The following is an 18,128-nucleotide window of genomic DNA, read 5'->3' on the forward strand; positions in this document are numbered from 1 at the left end:
CCCCCCTCCTGTGTAATATTTACTCATTAACACTCTGTTTACCCGACTTGTGCTCCGCACTACACTAGGCAGGCAATTTTTTTAAGGGGTTTTAATGAACGATTACAAAATGACGCCAGCGGAGCGGCGCGCGACCTGGGGTTTAGGAACCGTATTTTCATTGCGCATGCTGGGCATGTTTATGGTTCTGCCGGTTCTGACCACATACGGTATGGCCCTGCAAGGTGCCAGCGAAGCCTTAATCGGTATTGCCATTGGCATTTATGGCCTGACTCAGGCCGTTTTTCAGATTCCGTTTGGCCTGCTTTCCGACCGCATTGGTCGCAAGCCATTAATTATCGGCGGCCTGGCGGTGTTTGCCGCCGGCAGCGTTATCGCCGCACTTTCCAACTCCATCTGGGGAATTATTCTGGGCCGTGCGTTACAAGGCTCCGGTGCGATTGCCGCCGCCGTTATGGCACTACTCTCCGATCTTACTCGCGAACAAAACCGCACCAAAGCGATGGCGTTTATCGGCGTGAGTTTTGGTATTACCTTCGCCATTGCGATGGTGCTTGGCCCAATCATCACCCACAAACTTGGGCTGCACGCGCTGTTCTGGATGATCGCTATTCTGGCAACAACCGGCATTGCGTTGACCATTTGGGTTGTTCCCAACAGCAGCACACATGTACTTAATCGAGAGTCCGGGATAGTGAAAGGCAGTTTCAGCAAAGTGCTGGCGGAACCGCGGCTGCTGAAACTCAACTTCGGCATTATGTGTCTGCACATGCTGCTGATGTCGACCTTTGTTGCCCTGCCCGGACAGCTGGCTGATGCGGGGTTCCCGGCGGCTGAACACTGGAAGGTCTATCTGGCAACGATGTTAATCGCCTTTGGCTCGGTCGTGCCTTTCATTATCTACGCTGAAGTTAAGCGCAAAATGAAGCAAGTCTTTGTCTTCTGCGTCGGGCTGATCGTCGTTGCGGAAATTGTGTTGTGGAACGCACAAACGCAGTTCTGGCAACTGGTGGTCGGCGTGCAGCTTTTCTTTGTGGCGTTTAATTTGATGGAAGCCCTTCTGCCTTCACTTATCAGTAAAGAGTCGCCAGCAGGTTACAAAGGTACGGCGATGGGGGTTTACTCCACCAGCCAGTTTCTCGGCGTGGCGATTGGCGGTTCGCTGGGCGGCTGGATTGACGGCATGTTTGACGGTCAGGGGGTATTTCTCGCTGGCGCAATACTGGCGGCTGTATGGCTGGCGGTCGCCAGTACCATGAAAGAACCACCATATGTCAGCAGTTTACGCATTGAAATTCCGCCAGACATTGCCGCAAACAATGCGTTAAAAGTGCATTTACTGGAAACCGCTGGCGTCAAAGAAGTGTTGATTGCAGAAGAAGAACATTCAGCTTACGTGAAAATCGACAGCAAAGTGACGAATCGCTTTGAGGTTGAACAGTCAATTCGCCAGGCATAAAAAACGAGGCGAATTGCCTGCTGCGCTACGTTTATCAGGCCTACAAAGTTTCTGAGTGACAAACCTTTGTAGGCCGAATCAGGCGTTCATGCCGCATCTGACATGAACAAAGCGCATGTTGTCACGATTAATCGCGGAAGTTTTTGAACTGGAACGGCTGGCCGAGATCGCCACCGCGCACCATCGCCATCACTGCCTGCAAATCATCACGAGATTTACCGGTCACGCGGATCTCATCACCCTGAATTTGCGCCTGCACTTTCAGTTTGCTGTCTTTGATCATCTTGACGATTTTCTTCTGGGTCGCGCTCTCAATACCCTGCTTTAGCTTCGCTTCCACAAACCAGGTTTTACCGCTATGAACGATATTTTCTGGTACATCCAGCGAACTGCCCTCAATGCCGCGCTTCAGCAGCTTGGCACGCAGAATATCCAGCAACTGATTGACCTGGAAGTCGGACTCACTCAACACTTTGATGGTTTTGCTGGCGTCGTTCAGTTCAAACGACGCTTCAACGTTACGGAAGTCAAAACGGGACTCCACTTCACGGCTCGCGTTATCTACCGCGTTACGCGCTTCCTGAAGATCAACTTCAGAAACAATATCGAAAGATGGCATCTTTTCCTCTCCCTTCATTTTTGATGCGAAGCATAATACCTGCAAAATTAAACAACAGACAGTCCTGCACCAGGATGTATCCCTTAATTGTGCATAGTCGCAACAGCATGCACAATTAAGGGATAGCCTTATTGAACACCCGGAGTGGTTGCGGGTGAGGAGGAACAATGAAAATTACCGTATTGGGATGCGGTGCCTTAGGGCAACTTTGGCTTACAGCACTTTGCAAACAGGGACATGAAGTTCAGGGCTGGCTGCGTGTACCGCAACCTTATTGTAGCGTGAATCTGATGGAGACAGACGGTTCGATTTTCAACGAGTCGCTGACCGCTAACGATCCAGACTTTCTGGCAACCAGCGATCTATTACTGGTGACGCTGAAAGCCTGGCAAGTGTCCGATGCCGTTAAAAGCCTGGCATCGACACTACCTGTAACCACGCCAATTCTACTGATTCACAACGGCATGGGCACCATCGAAGAGTTGCAGAATATTGAACAACCTCTGTTGATGGGGACAACCACTCATGCGGCTCGCCGCGACGGCAATATCATTATTCATGTCGCTAACGGCATTACCCATATCGGCCCGGCGCGTCAACAGGATGGCGATTACAGTTATCTGGCCGATGTTTTACAAACCGTATTGCCAGACGTCGCCTGGCATAACAATATTCGCGCCGAGCTATGGCGCAAGCTGGCGGTGAGTTGCGTAATTAACCCACTGACCGCCATCCAGGACTGCCCGAACGGTGAATTACGCTATCATCAGCAAGAAGTCATGCAAATCTGCGAGGAAGTTGCGGCAGTCATTGAACGTGAAGGGCATCATACTTCGCCGGAAGATTTACGCGATTACGTGATGCAGGTGATTGATGCTACCGCGGAAAATATCTCATCAATGCTGCAGGATATTCGCGCGCTGCGCCACACCGAAATCGACTATATCAATGGTTTTCTCTTACGCCGCGCCCGCGCACATGGGATTGCTGTACCGGAAAACACCCGCCTGTTTGAAATGGTAAAAAGAAAGGAGAGTGAATATGAGCGCATCGGCACTGGTTTGCCTCGCCCCTGGTAGCGAAGAGACAGAAGCGGTTACCACTATCGACCTGCTGGTTCGCGGCGGCATCAAAGTCACCACTGCCAGCGTCGCCAGCGATGGCAACCTGACAATTACCTGCTCGCGCGGCGTTAAGCTGCTGGCAGATGCACCGCTGGTCGAGGTTGCTGATGGCGAATATGACGTGATCGTACTGCCTGGTGGCATTAAAGGCGCGGAGTGTTTTCGCGACAGCACCTTGCTGGTCGAAACCGTCAAACAGTTCCACCGTTCCGGGCGTATCGTCGCCGCGATTTGCGCGACACCAGCTACGGTGCTGGTGCCGCATGATATTTTCCCGATTGGCAATATGACCGGCTTCCCGACGCTGAAAGACAAAATCCCCGCCGAACAATGGCAGGATAAACGCGTCGTCTGGGATGCGCGGGTAAAATTGCTGACCAGCCAGGGACCAGGCACAGCTATCGACTTTGGTCTGAAAATTATAGACTTGCTGGTTGGGCGCGAGAAAGCCCATGAAGTGGCATCACAACTGGTGATGGCGGCAGGGATTTATAATTATTACGAGTAATGCTGGATGCGGTAAACGTCGCATCTACACGATGCGACGTCACAACGACAAATTACGGGCGATATACCTTCACATTCTTAAAGCCCTGCTCGCGTAGATAGAGTGCCTGCAGGCGGCTCATCACCCCTCGCTCACACCACAGCAGCCAGGTTTTGCTCTGATCAAGATCGCCAAATTTGGTGCTCAATTTGTAGAACGGCAAGGAAACCACGTCGACGCCTTCCACTTTCAGCGTCTTATCTTCCTGTTCGTCAATAGAGCGGATATCGAGGATTACGTCATTCGGACCGAAGCCGTTGACGGTTTCCACTTCTACCACTTCCTGCTCAGTTTGCTGGGCGATTTCGCGGATATCGACGTTATTCGCTTCCTCAACGACTTTGTCGAGAATGCTGAAGTCAAACTTCTCTTCTTCCGCTTCAATCTTCGACTTAACCGCTTTCACCGTCGGGCTTTTGGAGATCACGCCACAGTATTCCGGCATCGTGCGAGCAAAATCTTCAGTACCAATCTGGCGGGCCAGATTGATGATGTGTTCTTTGTCGTAAGAGATCAGCGGACGCAGGATCAGCGTATCGGAGACGTTATCGATCAAACGCAGGTTGGTCAGCGTCTGGCTGGAGACCTGACCCAGAGCTTCGCCGGTGACCAGCGCCTGTACGCCGTAACGTTCAGCCACTTTAGACGCAGCACGCACCATCATACGTTTCAGAATGACGCCCATCTGACCGTCGTCGATTTTCTCGAGAATTTCCCCGACTACTGGTTCGAAATTAATGGCGACAAAACGTACACGGTGGGAACTGCCGAAGCGATTCCACAGATAATGCGCCACCTGACGAACGCCGATTTCATGCGCCGCGCCGCCAAGGTTAAAAAAGCAGTAGTGCACGCGGCAGCCGCGACGCATCAACATATAACTGGAAACGCCAGAGTCGAAACCACCGGAAATGAGCGACAGCACATCTTCCTGGGTGCCAATCGGGAAGCCGCCAATACCTTCGTAGCGACCTTTGATCAGCAGCAGGCGATCGTCTTCCACTTCCAGATGGACAGTCACATCCGGGTTAGTCAGCCTCACGCGTGCGGATTCAATATGTTGATTTAAACCGCCACCGACGTAACGTTCCACATCAATCGAGCTAAAATCATGCTTACCGCGGCGTTTCACACGTACGCAGAAAGTTTTGCCTTCCAGTTGATCACGGTACTGAACCAACGCTTTCTCGAAAATATCGTGCATATCGGTAAACGGCACGTCTTCAACTTCGAGAATATGGTGGATACCTGGAATGCGGGTCAGAGCGTCGCGGATAACCAGACGCTGGCTTTCATCTTTGGCGCGAACTTCGATGTTATCCCAGTGGCGGACGACAGCGAGCGTCTCATCATAGTGCTTTAAAACGTTACGAATGTTCCCGGTAAGGATTTTTATAAAGCGCAAGCGCACAGATTGGCTCTTGATGGTGATTTCCGGGAACAATTTAATGATAAACTTCATGGCGGCAATGGTTCGTTGGCAAGTCTTAACGGACTTGTTTAGGGAAAAATACAGCAGCCCACACCTGCGGCTGCATCCAGGCGCGGAAGTATATCACTAACATCGCTTTGCTGCGCACATCACCTTACCATTGCGCGTTATTTGCTATTTGCCCTGAGTCCGTTACCATGGCGGGGCGAAAAATATTGAGAGTCAGACATTCATTATGCCGAAGAAAAATGAGGCGCCCGCCAGCTTTGAAAAGGCGCTGAGCGAGCTGGAACAGATTGTGACCCGTCTGGAAAGCGGCGACCTGCCGCTGGAAGAGGCGCTGAATGAGTTCGAACGTGGCGTGCAACTGGCGCGTCAGGGACAGGCCAAATTACAGCAAGCCGAACAGCGCGTACAAATTTTGCTGTCTGACAACGAAGATGCCTCTCCAACACCTTTTACACCGGACAATGAGTAATGGATTTTCCGCAGCAACTCGAAGCCTGCGTTAAGCAGGCCAACCAGGCGCTGAGCCGTTTTATCGCCCCACTGCCCTTTCAGAACACTCCCGTGGTAGAAACCATGCAGTATGGCGCATTATTAGGTGGTAAGCGCCTGCGACCTTTCCTGGTCTATGCCATAGGTCAAATGTTCGGTGTGAGTCTGAGTACTCTGGACGCCCCCGCCGCCGCCGTAGAGTGTATCCACGCTTACTCATTAATTCATGATGATTTACCCGCGATGGACGACGATGACCTGCGTCGTGGTTTACCGACCTGTCATGTGAAGTTTGGCGAAGCTAATGCCATCCTCGCAGGCGATGCCCTACAAACGCTGGCGTTTTCGATTCTGAGCGATGCCGATATGCCGGAAGTTTCAGACCGTGACAGACTCGCGATGATATCCGAGCTGGCAAATGCCAGCGGAATTGCCGGAATGTGCGGCGGTCAGGCGTTAGATTTAGACGCGGAAGGTAAACAAGTTCCTCTGGAGGCGCTGGAACGTATTCATCGCCACAAAACAGGCGCATTAATTCGCGCCGCCGTCCGTCTTGGCGCGTTAAGTGCCGGAGAAAAAGGGCGAAATGCTCTGCCGATACTCGATAAATACGCAGAAAGTATCGGGCTTGCCTTCCAGGTTCAGGATGACATCCTGGATGTGGTGGGAGATACTGCAACGTTGGGTAAACGTCAGGGTGCCGACCAGCAGCTTGGCAAAAGTACTTACCCTGCACTTCTGGGTCTTGAGCAAGCCCGGAAGAAAGCCCGGGATCTGATCGACGATGCCCGCCAGTCATTGAGTCAACTGGCTGAACAGTCACTCGATACCTCGGCACTGGAAGCGCTAGCGGACTACATCATCCAGCGTAATAAATAAACAATAAGTATTAATAGGCCCCTGATGAGTTTTGATATTGCCAAATACCCGACCCTGGCACTGGTCGACTCCACCCAGGAGTTACGACTGTTGCCAAAAGAGAGTTTACCGAAACTCTGCGATGAACTGCGCCGCTATTTACTCGACAGCGTGAGCCGTTCCAGCGGGCACTTCGCCTCCGGGCTGGGCACGGTCGAACTGACCGTGGCGCTGCACTACGTCTATAACACGCCATTTGACCAGTTAATCTGGGACGTGGGACATCAGGCTTATCCGCATAAAATTTTGACCGGACGTCGCGACAAAATCGGCACCATTCGTCAGAAAGGCGGCCTGCACCCGTTCCCGTGGCGCGGCGAAAGTGAATATGACGTGTTAAGCGTCGGGCATTCATCAACCTCCATCAGCGCCGGAATCGGTATTGCGGTTGCAGCCGAGAAAGAAGGCAAAGACCGCCGCACCGTCTGTGTGATTGGCGATGGCGCAATTACCGCGGGTATGGCGTTTGAAGCGATGAACCATGCTGGCGATATCAAGCCGGATATGCTGGTGATCCTTAACGACAATGAAATGTCGATCTCCGAAAACGTCGGCGCGCTCAACAATCATCTGGCGCAATTACTTTCCGGTAAGCTTTACTCTTCCCTGCGCGAAGGCGGGAAAAAAGTTTTCTCCGGCGTACCGCCAATTAAAGAACTGCTTAAACGCACCGAAGAACATATTAAAGGCATGGTGGTGCCGGGCACGCTATTTGAAGAGCTGGGCTTTAACTACATCGGCCCAGTGGACGGACACGATGTGCTGGGGCTTATCACTACGCTTAAGAACATGCGCGACCTGAAAGGCCCGCAGTTCCTGCATATCATGACCAAAAAAGGTCGTGGTTATGAACCGGCAGAAAAAGACCCTATCACCTTCCACGCCGTGCCTAAATTCGATCCCTCCAGCGGTTGCCTGCCAAAAAGCAACGGCGGCCTGCCAAGCTATTCAAAAATCTTTGGCGACTGGCTGTGTGAAACGGCAGCCAAAGACGACAAACTGATGGCGATTACCCCGGCGATGCGCGAAGGTTCCGGCATGGTTGAATTTTCACGGAAATTCCCGGAGCGCTATTTCGACGTGGCGATCGCCGAGCAACATGCAGTGACCTTTGCCGCCGGTCTGGCGATTGGCGGATACAAACCGGTCGTGGCGATTTATTCAACCTTCCTGCAACGCGCCTATGACCAGGTGTTACATGACGTGGCGATTCAAAAATTGCCGGTCCTGTTCGCCATCGATCGTGCGGGCATTGTCGGCGCTGACGGTCAAACTCACCAGGGGGCGTTTGATCTCTCTTACCTGCGCTGTATCCCGGAAATGGTCATTATGACCCCGAGCGATGAAAACGAATGCCGCCAAATGCTCTATACCGGCTATCACTATAACGATGGTCCGTCAGCGGTGCGCTACCCGCGCGGCAACGCGCTAGGCGTGGAACTGACCCCGCTGGAAAAACTGCCGATTGGCAAAGGCATTGTGAAGCGTCGTGGTGAAAAACTGGCGATCCTTAACTTCGGTACGCTGATGCCAGAAGCGGCGAAAGTCGCTGAATCGCTGAACGCTACGCTGGTCGATATGCGTTTTGTGAAACCACTTGATGAAGCGTTAATTCTGGAAATGGCCGCCAGCCACGAGGCGCTGGTTACCGTTGAAGAAAACGCTATTATGGGCGGTGCAGGCAGCAGCGTGAATGAAGTGTTGATGGCGCATCGAAAGCCCGTACCAGTACTCAACATTGGCTTACCTGATTTCTTTATCCCACAGGGAACCCAGCAAGAAATGCGCGCCGAACTTGGCCTCGATGCCGCCGGAATGGAAGCCAAAATCAAGGCCTGGCTGGCATAATCCCAACTCCACACCTGCTATGCTTAAGAAATTATTCATAGATTCCAAATAATTCGAGTTGCAGGAAGGCGGCAAACGAGTGAAGCCCCAGGAGCTTACATAAGTAAGTGACTGGGGTGAACGACAAATCTGCATGGAGCGGATTTGAACGCTGCTTGCAGCGGCCCTGTTAAGGGTGAGGCCCATGGATGGGCCGAATAACTCGCAGTCGCAGCACATGCAACTTGAAGTATGACGAGTATAGCGGGAGTGGCAGCATGCAATACAACCCCTTAGGAAAGACCAACCTTCGCGTTTCCCGACTTTGCCTCGGATGTATGACCTTTGGCGAGCCGGATCGCGGTAATCACGCATGGACACTGCCGGAAGAGAGCAGCCGTCCCATAATTAAACGCGCGCTGGAAGGCGGCATAAATTTCTTTGATACCGCCAATAGCTATTCCGATGGCAGCAGCGAAGAGATCGTCGGTCACGCATTGCGGGATTTCGCCCGTCGTGAAGACGTAGTCGTTGCCACCAGAGTGTTCCATCGCGTTGGTGATTTGCCAGAAGGATTATCTCGCGCACAAATTTTGCGCTCTATTGACGACAGCCTGCGTCGTCTCGGCATGGATTATGTCGATATCCTGCAAATTCATCGCTGGGATTACAACACGCCAATTGAAGAGACGCTGGAAGCCCTGAACGACGTCGTAAAAGCCGGGAAAGCGCGTTACATCGGCGCGTCATCGATGCATGCCTCCCAGTTTGCTCAGGCACTGGAGCTGCAAAAACAGCACGGCTGGGCACAATTTGTCAGTATGCAGGATCACTACAACCTGATTTATCGCGAAGAAGAGCGCGAAATGCTGCCACTGTGTTATCAGGAAGGCGTGGCGGTCATTCCGTGGAGTCCGCTGGCGCGGGGCCGTTTGACGCGTCCGTGGGGCGAAACCACCGCACGGCAAGTGTCTGATGAAGTGGGGAAAAATCTCTATCAAGAAAGCGATGAAAATGATGCGCAAATAGCGGCCCGCTTAGCCAGCGTAAGTGAAGAGTCAGGCGTCACACGGGCACAAGTCGCGCTGGCATGGCTATTGAGCAAACCGGGTATTGCTGCGCCGATAATCGGTACTTCGCGCGAAGAACAGCTTGATGAGTTGCTCAACGCGGTAGATATCACTCTCCAACCGAAGCAGATTGCTGAACTGGAAACGCCATATAAACCGCACCCGGTGGTAGGGTTTAAGTAGGCTTCTTGTAATCCCCTCACTTCCATTGCAGTTTCTACTTTCTTCGGCTATCCCCATCGTTTATCGCGATGGGGATAATGTGCGCTCCAATTCTTCTTTAACCTCAACAGCCCCATACAAGATATATGCTCCTACAACTCATTGAATATCAAACAAATCATCAAAACTCTGTGAAAGCATCAATTTGAGCGAATTTTGATAGTTTACCCAAGGCATATCCCTTATATATTAAATCATAATTAATATTGTGTAAGAGGGTTTCAATCATGTCTAGTCCAGTTCAAGTTAATAATTTTTCGGCGATAGATTTTAAAGAATCACTAAAACCAACTCCCAAACAAAACATTTTCGAATGGCTATGGGACAAAATTCATGATTTTTTTGCAACAGTGAAAAAGATAAAGTGAAGAGAGCAATCAAAGAGTTTATCAACATTAAATCAGATTTAAATGCCGATTCAGCTCAAATGCCAGATTCTTTTCTTAACATAAACTCAAATTCAACAATAGATGATTATTTGAATATAAGACAAAACAACCTTTCAGCCATACAAAAACAATATACACTCTGCCGTTTCTGGAATAACATTGCATCAGCAACCAGAGAAGTTTCAAATAATAGCTTTCACCATAAAATTGAATTTGCTCCTGATCAGGATGGCAAAATAGTTATGAAAGGCGCTATTATCTTCTATGACAAGGTAGTAAAAGATTATTCAATTGCCTTAGAAACAGATGAAAATGGGAAGTTAGATTTAAGAGGTCTCTGTTTAGCACACACCACTATATCTACCCAAAATATGGAGGGTTTCAATCTCTCAGGTGTTGATCTCAAAAATTCTAAGCTTTTTTACGTTGATCTTAAAGATGCAAATTGCACCAGTTCTAATTTTGCTGGGTGCATATTTGAGAACTGTAATCTTAATAATACTGATTGCAACGGTGCCAATATTAATAATACCATGCTTCCAGGTAAAGGTTATAATAACGAAAACAAAAGAGGGAATGATCTTGAAGGTATTATCCTCAGAAATAGTTCCTGCATTGGCTCCAATTTATCATGGGTAGATCTATCAAAATCTGATTGCCGGGGCGCTAATTTTAGCAGTTGTAATTTATCAAACATTACAATTCCTGATAAAAATCAGATGGAAGATACAACACTGAATCTGGCTATATTATCCAATGTTCATAATAAAAATAAAGATAACGACAAAGAACAATACAATGAATTTATAAAAAATTATAACTGGGATCAATATACAAACAAAGGTGAGCAACTTAAACAGGCGTTCAAAGAAATCGTAGAAGATAGTGAAATAAAAAAATCTAATAAACAATTCGCAGACGTAATCATCCAATATTTAATTTCAGATAAGAACCCTCACCCATTACATTTTAATAAAGAAGAAACAATTAAAGAGACAAAAAACAACATTAATCTCTTTATGAAGAAAAACAGTCAGTACAGTGATATATTTAATAAGACAACAGCCCCTGACATTATATTTAACCCTCAACATGTAAAAAAATCTCTTATAACTCAGTATAAAAAAGAAAAACTGAATACTAAGGCGATAGAAAATTCGCTAATGAGGTCTCAAATGGCGAAAATTATTGTAGATTCTAATATAGATAAAATTATAAGGCAAAGCCCGGAGATAATAAACGCCATACATGACATATCGCTAGAATCCTATAGCACAATAAACGAGACAATTGACCTTTATTTTGAGGAAATTGTTAATAATATTTTTTATAAGATGAATTATTAAAAAACCAACAGTGCCCCTTTCAGGGGCACTCTATTAATCGCAATCAGTACTAAATTACATACCCAATATTAATACATTACTGCACTGTTCAACTAACACATCAGATGATGCCTACCGACCAGTGATGACCAATAAAGTATAATATCCCTGCCGAAATCACCCCTGCGACAATATCATCGATCATAATTCCCATTCCACCGTGCACATTACGGTCAAACCAACGAATTGGCCAGGGTTTCCACATATCGAAAATACGAAAAACAAGAAATCCAGCTAATACCCATTGCCAGTTCATCGCAGGAATGGCCATCAGGGTGATCCACATACCGATAAACTCGTCCCAGACAATACTGCCGTGATCGTGCACGCCCATATCTTTCGCCGTTTGATGACAAAGATAGACGCCAATACAGATCCCCAGCATCACCACCAGCGAATAGAGTTGCCAGGGCAAAAAGGTCATCAAATACCAGAAAGGGATCGCCGCCAGCGATCCCATCGTACCAGGGACAACCGGACTTAATCCGCTACCAAATCCCGTCGCCAACAGGTGCCACGGGTTACTCATTTTCAGGCGGCTTTTCGCGACATCTTTATGGCGTGGCAAAATGATCATATCCTTTCCAGTCAAGCGTGACAGGTTCACCGTCACGAATAAAACAGAGTCCGTCAATATCGGCTGTCATTTGCCCGATGCAGGTAAACGGCACACCAAGATTCCCCAACGCGACATCCAGCGCGCCACGGTTAAGCTCCGGCACGGTGAAACATAACTCGTAATCTTCACCGCCAGATAACGCCCAGCACAGCGCCTGCTCCGATTCTACGTGACGAGAAAGCGCATCAGAGAATGGCAACAGCGCCAGATCAATACGCGCGCCGCAGTCGCTGGCTTTCACGATATGCCCGAGATCGGAAATCAAACCATCAGAAAGATCGATTGCCGAATTCGCCAGGTCACGCAGCGCCTGCCCTTGTAAAATACGTGGTGTCGGGCGAAGATGGCGTTTTATTAAATATTCAGCATCTTTAGTATCGGTAACCTGAAGACGGTTTTGCAAAATCGCCAACCCGGCAGCGCTATCTCCCGGCGTGCCAGTCACGTAGATCCAGTCACCAGGTTTAGCGCCAGAGCGCGTTAAAGCACGTCCCATTGGGACAAAGCCATGAATACCCAGCGTCATCGATAACGGCCCACGTGTAGTATCGCCGCCAATGAGCTGCATATCGTAATAATTAAGAAGATCAAACAAACTGTCGCTGAAGGACTCAAGCCACGCTTCGTTGACGTCCGGTAAGGTTAATGCCAGCGTCAACCAGGCCGGATCGGCGCCCATCGCCGCCAAATCGCTTAAGTTCACCGCCAGCGCTTTATACGCCAGATCCGCAGGATCGATATCAGGAAGGAAGTGGTTGCCCGCCACCAGCGTATCGGTGCTGATCGCCAGAGTTTGTTTCTCGGGAACATTGAGAAGTGCGCAATCGTCGCCGATGCCCAGTTCGACATCAAGACGGGAGCTTCTTACTCGGTCAAAATAACGGGCAATCAGGGAGAACTCGCCGCATGCCATACGTTATGCCTCAGCAGGTAAAAAAGAAAAGGCCGGCGAGCGCGAAACTGTTTTCCGCTACTCTACCGGCCTGGGTGTCACTTTTTGTTAGGGCGAATCACAGGTGCTGCTTTATCGAGTACACCGTTGACGAACTTATGACTGTCTTCTGCGCCGAACGATTTCGCCAGTTCGATCGCTTCGTTAATGGCCACTTTGTACGGCACATCACTACGTTTAGACAGCTCGTACAGCGCAATGCGCAGTACAGCTTTTTCTACCTGGCCCAGTTCTTCCAGCAGGCGGGACAGGTAGGGCTTCATCAGTCCGTCGAGGTATGCGGTGTTAGTCGCCACCCCGGCCAGCAGCTCACGGAAGTACAGGACGTCAACGTCTTTTACATCCTGTTCAGCCAGGAACTGATATTCAACATCAGCGATGTCGTTCTGGGACAACTGCCAGGAGTAGAGCGCCTGGACGGCACACTCACGAGCGCGGCGACGAGCAGCAGGTTTCACGGATTTCCCCTTACTAATTTCAGGCCTTGATGGCTTTCAATACATTAATCATTTCAAGCGCGGTCAGTGCAGCTTCTGCACCTTTGTTGCCAGCTTTGGTGCCAGCACGTTCAATCGCTTGTTCAATGCTTTCAGTGGTCAGAACCCCAAAAGCAACCGGAATTTCGCTATCCTGGGCAACATGCGCCAGGCCGTTGCTTGCACCACCAGCCACATATTCGAAATGGGCAGTGCCGCCACGAATAACCGTGCCCAGCGCAATCACCGCGTCGTATTTACCGGTTTTAGCCAGTGCGCCAGCCGCCAGCGGCAGCTCATAGGCACCCGGCACCCAAACTACGGTAATGTTTTCATCTTTTACCTGACCGATACGTTTCAGTGCGTCAACGGCACCTTCAAGCAGGCTGTCATTGATAAAGTTGTTGAAACGCGCAATGGTGATGGCGACGCGAGCGTCCGGGGTAGCAACGTTAGCTTCAATAATGTTCATTTTTTTCCTTCGGGTTCGAGTATGGCCCCGCAGGGGGGCGGATTTTAGCATAATATTTTGTGCGCTGCTTCCCTTTCGAGCCGGGAGATCATGCGCCCACTAAATGCAGGCAAACATCCGGGCCTACATGTCGTATCTCTTTGAATTTAAATTGGGGCGCATCAGCTAATTTCTCAAGCCCCGGCAGCGTACATAATCCGCGGGCCTCGCTGCCTAATAGTTTAGGCGCGATATAAACAATCAGCTCATCGACTAACCCCGCCAGGAGCAATGCACCCGCAAGCGTCGGCCCCGCTTCGACCCAGATGCTATTAATCTGCTGTTTACCCAGTTGCATCATCAGCATGACCAAATCGAGATGTCCGTTATATTCCGGTATCAACAAGGTGCGCACCGTCTCCGGCCAATGACGAGAATCTTCCTGAGTACGCGCAAACCAGGTTTCACCCGGCTGCTGTACGATGCGGTGTTCCGGCGTTACACGATTTTGACTATCAATGACAATACGAACTGGCTGGCGTAAATTCTCTTGCGGATAAAGCGTCTGCGTTTGTTCATCCAGCTCAGACCAACGCACCGTTAAAGCTGGATCGTCAGCCAGTACCGTGGCACTACTGGTTAAAATGGCATGACTTTGCGCACGCAGACGTTGCACATCACGTCGCGCCTGAGGTGAAGTGATCCACTGGCTTTCACCGCTGGCCATTGCCGTGCGACCATCAAGCGATGCACCGAGTTTTAGCTGTACATAAGGAAAACCGGTACGCATGCGCTTGAGAAAGCCTTTATTTAATTGCTCAGCTTCACTCATCATCAGGCCGTGACTGACGTCAATACCCGCTTGTTGCAGGCGATAAAGCCCTCGTCCTGCAACCTGCGGATTGGGGTCCTGCATCGCGGCGACCACACGCGCCACGCCTGCGGCAATCAATGCGTCACAGCACGGCGGTGTACGACCATGATGGCTGCAAGGTTCGAGTGTCACATACGCAGTCGCGCCTTTGGCTTTCTCTTCAGCCATGCGCAACGCATGTACTTCGGCATGCGGTTCACCCGCGCGGTGATGATAACCGTCACCAACAATTTCGCCATCTTTCACAATGACACACCCAACATTCGGGTTGGGATGAGTGGTAAAACGCCCTCGCTGCGCCAGCTTTAGCGCCCGCGCCATGTAATACTCGTCCTGCACGGCTTAATCCTCCAGGCGCGCGATCTCTTCGCCAAATTCTTTGATATCTTCGAAACTACGATAAACGGAAGCAAAGCGGATATAGGCGACTTTATCGAGTTTTTTCAATTGTTCCATCACCAGATTGCCAATCATCTTGCTGGGCACTTCGCGTTCTCCGGTGGCACGTAGTTGCGATTTAATATGGTTAATCGCCATTTCGACATCATCGGAACTGACCGGACGTTTTTCCAACGCCCGTAGCATTCCACTACGCAATTTCTCTTCATTAAACGGTTCGCGCACATCGTTGCTTTTCACAACGCGCGGCATAACCAGTTCCGCCACTTCGAAGGTGGTGAAACGTTCATTACACACCAGACACTGCCGGCGGCGGCGTACGGATGACCCCTCGCCCACGAGACGAGAGTCAATAACCTTAGTGTCCACGGCGAAACAGAATGGGCAATGCATACGGCGTCCTGACCAGGTGGTTAACAGAAATCTATTTTACCCTGAACTGACGATACAACAAAGGCGCAACGCTTTTGAGACAAAGGAGCGATGTTTTCGTGGCCTTTACCCACTACTATTAGGCTAATTACGACAAAAAGGGACGCCCTATGAACATTAAAGTGTGTTTGCGACCGATTCTGCTGGGAAGCCTGTTTACTCTAAGCGCCTGTGTACAGCAAAGCGAAATCCGCCAGATGAAACACAGCGTCAGCACGCTGAGTCAAGAGATGACGCAACTCAATAAAGAAACCGTCAAAATCACCCAACAAAACAGGCTCAATGCGAAATCCAATAGTGGTGTTTACCTCCTGCCAGGCTCGAAAACCCCCGCACGCCTGGAAAGCCAGATCGGCACCTTACGCATATCTTTGGTGAATATTTCTCCAGATACAAATGGCACAATGCTGACGTTGCGTATTCAGGGCGAATCCAATGATCCTTTACCTGCATTCAGCGGAACCGTTGAATATGGGAAAATTCAGGGAACAATAGACAACTTTCAGAAAATCAATGTGCAGAATCAATTGATTAATGCACCTGCCAGCGTTCTCGCCCCCAGCGATGTTGACATCCCGTTACAGTTAAACGGCATTTCACCTGAACAATTAGACTTTGTACACATTCACGATATTCAGCCTGTTATGCAATAAACGTTTTTCAAGGTATTTTGTGCATTCTGTAACATCTGTCGCCGCTTCCATGTTACCAGGCTGACATCAGCCAGAATGATAGTAAAAGTTTGCAACAAAGATGAAAGTCCGTACAATCCCCGCCCGAATGTGTGTAAACGTGAACGCAATCGATTACGTAAATGATAGAACTGTGAAACGACACATATTTTTGTGAGCAATGATTTTTATAATAGGCTCCTCTGTATACGAAATATTTAGAAACGCATTTTTCGTCTTTTTCACTCCCGCAAGGGATTTTCCAACAGTGGCATACATATGAAAAAAACATTACTGGCAGCCGGTGCGGTACTGGCGCTCTCATCATCTTTTACTGTCAACGCAGCTGAAAATGACAAACCGCAGTATCTCTCCGACTGGTGGCACCAGAGCGTTAACGTTGTAGGAAGCTACCACACACGTTTCGGACCTCAGCTCCGTAACGATACCTACCTCGAGTACGAAGCATTCGCTAAAAAAGACTGGTTCGACTTCTATGGTTACGCAGATGCGCCGGTATTCTTCGGCGGTAACACCGATGCAAAAGGTATCTGGAACCACGGTTCTCCGCTGTTTATGGAAATCGAACCGCGCTTCTCCATCGATAAACTGACTAATACCGATCTGAGCTTCGGCCCGTTCAAAGAGTGGTATTTCGCGAACAACTACATCTACGATATGGGTCGTAATAAAGATGGTCGCCAGAGCACCTGGTACATGGGTCTGGGTACTGATATCGACACTGGACTGCCGATGAGCCTGTCCATGAACGTGTATGCGAAGTATCAGTGGCAGAACTACTGTGCCGCGAACGAAAACGAATGGGACGGCTACCGTTTCAAAGTGAAATATTTCGTGCCGATTACCGATCTGTGGGGCGGTCAACTGAGCTACATCGGATTCACCAACTTTGACTGGGGCTCTGACCTGGGTGACGAAGATTTCACCGACCTGAACGGTAACAAAGCACGCACCAATAACTCTATCGCATCCAGCCATATTCTGGCGCTGAACTACGATCACTGGCACTATTCTGTAGTAGCCCGTTACTGGCACAACGGCGGTCAGTGGAACGACGACGCAGAACTGAACTTTGGTAAGGGCAACTTCAACGTTCGCTCTACCGGTTGGGGTGGTTACCTGGTAGTAGGTTACAACTTCTGATGAATGAAATGCCGGATTTTGTATCCGGCATTTCAGATTGTTAACAACGTGCGCTTTGTTCACGCCGGATGCGGCTTAAACGCCTTATCCGGCCTACAAAAGCACGCAAATTCAATATATTGCGGAGATAACGTAGGCCTGATAAGCATAGCGCATCAGGCAATTTTTCGTTTTAATCACTTCTTCTTATTCATCATCGCTTTTAAATCAGCGAATGGGTTGTACTTCGCTTCACCGACATCTTTCTGCGCATCTTCTCCTGCGATAACAGCCGTACCATACTGATCCGCTTCGGTATATTTCGAATGCTCATGGTCGTGGCAATACAGGCACAACAATTCCCAGTTACTACCATCTTCCGGGTTATTGGTGTGGTCGTGATCGATATGGTGAACGGTAAGTTCACGCAGATTGGAGTAGACAAACTCGCGGGAGCAGCGTCCACACACCCACGGATAGAGTTTCAGCGCTTTTTCACGATAGCCGCTTTCTAACCGCGCATAGTTTTTTGGAATGATTGCCATGAAAAGTTACCTGGATGAAATGTAGGGTTACGCGCAGTTTCCCAAGATGCAGGGATTTTCGCAATCGTCAAAATGG

19 protein-coding genes are annotated in these 18,128 nt (G+C 49.5%); 10 read left to right on the top strand and 9 right to left on the bottom strand.

The genetic code is table 11. The features are described 5' to 3' along the window. Positions 1-94 precede the first annotated feature (94 nt). Entirely contained in the window at positions 95-1,459 is a 1,365-nt protein-coding gene (locus tag EA14781_RS16765) for an MFS transporter (RefSeq protein WP_001000914.1), read from the top strand. A gap of 127 nt (positions 1,460-1,586) precedes the next feature. On the opposite strand, the gene yajQ is transcribed toward EA14781_RS16765, so the two are convergent. Next, on the bottom strand, positions 1,587-2,078 hold the full coding sequence (yajQ, locus tag EA14781_RS16770) for a nucleotide binding protein YajQ (protein WP_001138904.1): 492 nt from the start codon (positions 2,076-2,078) through the stop codon (positions 1,587-1,589). 167 nt (positions 2,079-2,245) lie between these two features. Between yajQ and panE the strand changes: the two genes are divergently transcribed. Together panE and yajL are read left to right on the top strand one after the other, a co-directional pair. Then, positions 2,246-3,157, top strand: a complete 912-nt coding sequence (gene panE / locus EA14781_RS16775) for a 2-dehydropantoate 2-reductase (protein ID WP_000705844.1) — start codon at positions 2,246-2,248, stop codon at positions 3,155-3,157. Continuing rightward, on the top strand, positions 3,120-3,710 hold the full coding sequence (yajL, locus tag EA14781_RS16780) for a protein deglycase YajL (RefSeq protein WP_001276323.1): 591 nt from the start codon (positions 3,120-3,122) through the stop codon (positions 3,708-3,710). The genes panE and yajL overlap by 38 nt, the downstream gene beginning before the upstream one ends. 52 nt (positions 3,711-3,762) lie before the next feature. Here the strand turns inward: yajL and thiI are convergent, their stop codons facing one another. Then, positions 3,763-5,211, bottom strand: coding sequence for a tRNA uracil 4-sulfurtransferase ThiI (gene thiI, locus EA14781_RS16785; protein WP_000668713.1), 1,449 nt, complete (start codon positions 5,209-5,211; stop codon positions 3,763-3,765). 205 nt (positions 5,212-5,416) lie between these two features. Between thiI and xseB the strand changes: the two genes are divergently transcribed. From xseB to EA14781_RS16810, 5 genes are all read left to right on the top strand, one after another. Then, entirely contained in the window at positions 5,417-5,659 is a 243-nt protein-coding gene (xseB, locus tag EA14781_RS16790; protein WP_001124936.1) for an exodeoxyribonuclease VII small subunit, read from the top strand. Further along, positions 5,659-6,558 carry a (2E,6E)-farnesyl diphosphate synthase gene (gene ispA, locus EA14781_RS16795; protein ID WP_000347209.1) on the top strand — a complete coding sequence of 300 codons (900 nt, stop codon included), beginning with the start codon at positions 5,659-5,661 and terminating at the stop codon, positions 6,556-6,558. Before xseB ends, ispA begins: the two co-directional genes overlap by 1 nt. Before the next feature lie 24 nt (positions 6,559-6,582). Continuing rightward, entirely contained in the window at positions 6,583-8,445 is a 1,863-nt protein-coding gene (gene dxs, locus EA14781_RS16800; protein WP_000006772.1) for a 1-deoxy-D-xylulose-5-phosphate synthase, read from the top strand. 257 nt (positions 8,446-8,702) lie between these two features. Beyond that, positions 8,703-9,677, top strand: coding sequence for a 1-deoxyxylulose-5-phosphate synthase YajO (yajO, locus tag EA14781_RS16805; protein WP_001199844.1), 975 nt, complete (start codon positions 8,703-8,705; stop codon positions 9,675-9,677). A gap of 403 nt (positions 9,678-10,080) precedes the next feature. Further along, positions 10,081-11,451, top strand: a complete 1,371-nt coding sequence (locus EA14781_RS16810; RefSeq protein ID WP_024164632.1) for a pentapeptide repeat-containing protein — start codon at positions 10,081-10,083, stop codon at positions 11,449-11,451. A 100-nt stretch (positions 11,452-11,551) separates the two neighbouring features. Here EA14781_RS16810 and pgpA read toward each other — a convergent pair whose 3' ends face one another. The 6 genes from pgpA to nrdR form a co-directional block, all read right to left on the bottom strand. Continuing rightward, positions 11,552-12,067 (bottom strand): phosphatidylglycerophosphatase A, encoded by a 516-nt coding sequence (gene pgpA, locus EA14781_RS16815; protein ID WP_000584833.1) that lies wholly within the window; start codon positions 12,065-12,067, stop codon positions 11,552-11,554. Next, positions 12,045-13,022, bottom strand: a complete 978-nt coding sequence (thiL, locus tag EA14781_RS16820) for a thiamine-phosphate kinase (RefSeq protein WP_000752131.1) — start codon at positions 13,020-13,022, stop codon at positions 12,045-12,047. The genes pgpA and thiL overlap by 23 nt, the downstream gene beginning before the upstream one ends. Positions 13,023-13,099: 77 nt before the next feature. Then, complete coding sequence (gene nusB / locus EA14781_RS16825; RefSeq protein WP_000801125.1) at positions 13,100-13,519, bottom strand: transcription antitermination factor NusB; 420 nt, start codon at positions 13,517-13,519, stop codon at positions 13,100-13,102. A 19-nt stretch (positions 13,520-13,538) separates the two neighbouring features. After that, positions 13,539-14,009 carry a 6,7-dimethyl-8-ribityllumazine synthase gene (gene ribH / locus EA14781_RS16830; protein ID WP_001021162.1) on the bottom strand — a complete coding sequence of 157 codons (471 nt, stop codon included), beginning with the start codon at positions 14,007-14,009 and terminating at the stop codon, positions 13,539-13,541. Between the two features lie 88 nt (positions 14,010-14,097). Beyond that, positions 14,098-15,201 carry a bifunctional diaminohydroxyphosphoribosylaminopyrimidine deaminase/5-amino-6-(5-phosphoribosylamino)uracil reductase RibD gene (gene ribD / locus EA14781_RS16835; RefSeq protein WP_001150407.1) on the bottom strand — a complete coding sequence of 368 codons (1,104 nt, stop codon included), beginning with the start codon at positions 15,199-15,201 and terminating at the stop codon, positions 14,098-14,100. Between the two features lie 3 nt (positions 15,202-15,204). Next, positions 15,205-15,654, bottom strand: coding sequence for a transcriptional regulator NrdR (gene nrdR, locus EA14781_RS16840; RefSeq protein ID WP_000543535.1), 450 nt, complete (start codon positions 15,652-15,654; stop codon positions 15,205-15,207). A 149-nt stretch (positions 15,655-15,803) separates the two neighbouring features. Between nrdR and EA14781_RS16845 the strand changes: the two genes are divergently transcribed. Both EA14781_RS16845 and tsx read left to right on the top strand, forming a co-directional pair. Further along, the gene (locus EA14781_RS16845) at positions 15,804-16,346 is read left to right on the top strand and encodes a SadB/YajI family lipoprotein (RefSeq protein ID WP_001022833.1); all 543 of its coding nucleotides are present in this window, start codon (positions 15,804-15,806) and stop codon (positions 16,344-16,346) included. Positions 16,347-16,643: 297 nt separating this feature from the next. Next, positions 16,644-17,528, top strand: coding sequence for a nucleoside-specific channel-forming protein Tsx (gene tsx, locus EA14781_RS16850; RefSeq protein WP_000751939.1), 885 nt, complete (start codon positions 16,644-16,646; stop codon positions 17,526-17,528). A gap of 176 nt (positions 17,529-17,704) precedes the next feature. Here the strand turns inward: tsx and yajD are convergent, their stop codons facing one another. Beyond that, positions 17,705-18,052 carry an HNH nuclease YajD gene (gene yajD / locus EA14781_RS16860; protein WP_000974821.1) on the bottom strand — a complete coding sequence of 116 codons (348 nt, stop codon included), beginning with the start codon at positions 18,050-18,052 and terminating at the stop codon, positions 17,705-17,707. Positions 18,053-18,128 lie beyond the last annotated feature (76 nt).

Source organism: Escherichia albertii NBRC 107761 = DSM 17582 (assembly GCF_000759775.1).
Classification (GTDB): Bacteria; Pseudomonadota; Gammaproteobacteria; order Enterobacterales; family Enterobacteriaceae; genus Escherichia; species Escherichia albertii.